This window comes from Vibrio sp. 970 (assembly GCF_033339075.1).
Window position 1 is genome coordinate 1 of the sequence record NZ_JAWOTW010000254.1, and the last position, 743, is coordinate 743.

The following is a 743-nucleotide window of genomic DNA, read 5'->3' on the forward strand; positions in this document are numbered from 1 at the left end:
TCGCCAGTGAAATAGAAGTGGATGCCAATCGAAATGACACTCACTAGCCCTGTGATGGCTAAAACGGCCAAAGTGAATAGCATCACCAAAAGTCCAGTTCGCTGGCGCGCAGTGTCTTGATGATGAAAAAAGTCCATTAGAACGCAACCTTCGGCGCTTCTTGGATTGCTTCTGTGTCTGCAAACTCAAGTAACTTACCGTCTTGGAAACCAAATGTGTTCGCGAAGATAACGGGTGGGAATGTTTGCTTGTAAGTGTTGTAGCTGGTCACGGCATCATTAAATGCTTGGCGGGCAAACGCGACTTTGTTTTCGGTACTGGTTAGCTCTTCTTGGAGTTGGCTCATCGTCTCGTTTGCTTTCAATTCAGGGTAGGCTTCTACCACAACGTTCAGTTTGCCTAGAGCGTTTTGTAACATGCCTTCTGCTTGGCTAAGCTGGCTAATTGCAGCATCACTATCTGGTGCGTCACTGGCGGCTTTTAAACCTGCTATCGCTTGGTTACGAGCTTGGATAACGCGTTCAAACGTTTCCTTCTCATGATCCATGTAACCTTTAGCGGTGTTTACTAAATTCGGAATTAGGTCGTATCGACGTTTCAGTTGAACTTCGATTTGAGCGAAGCTGTTTTTAAAGCGATTTCGTAGAGTAACGAGCTTGTTGTAAATACTGATTGCGTAAACCACAAGCAGCAGAACAATAACAATAAAGACAATCAGTGCAGTCATAGTGAGTTCCATTTTG

The 743-nt window shown here is 44.7% G+C and carries 1 protein-coding gene; it reads right to left on the reverse strand.

All coding sequences use genetic code 11. From position 1 onward, the window contains the following. Nucleotides 1–136 precede the first annotated feature (136 nt). Nucleotides 137–727, reverse strand: coding sequence for a LemA family protein (locus tag R7Q11_RS26010; protein WP_025553289.1), 591 nt, complete (start codon nt 725–727; stop codon nt 137–139). Between the last annotated feature and the right edge of the window lie 16 nt (nt 728–743).

Coding starts and splice junctions, on each gene's coding strand:
- R7Q11_RS26010 (WP_025553289.1), bottom strand. CDS start 727: ATGACTGCACTGATTGTCTTTATTGTTATTGTTCTGCTGCTTGTGGTT.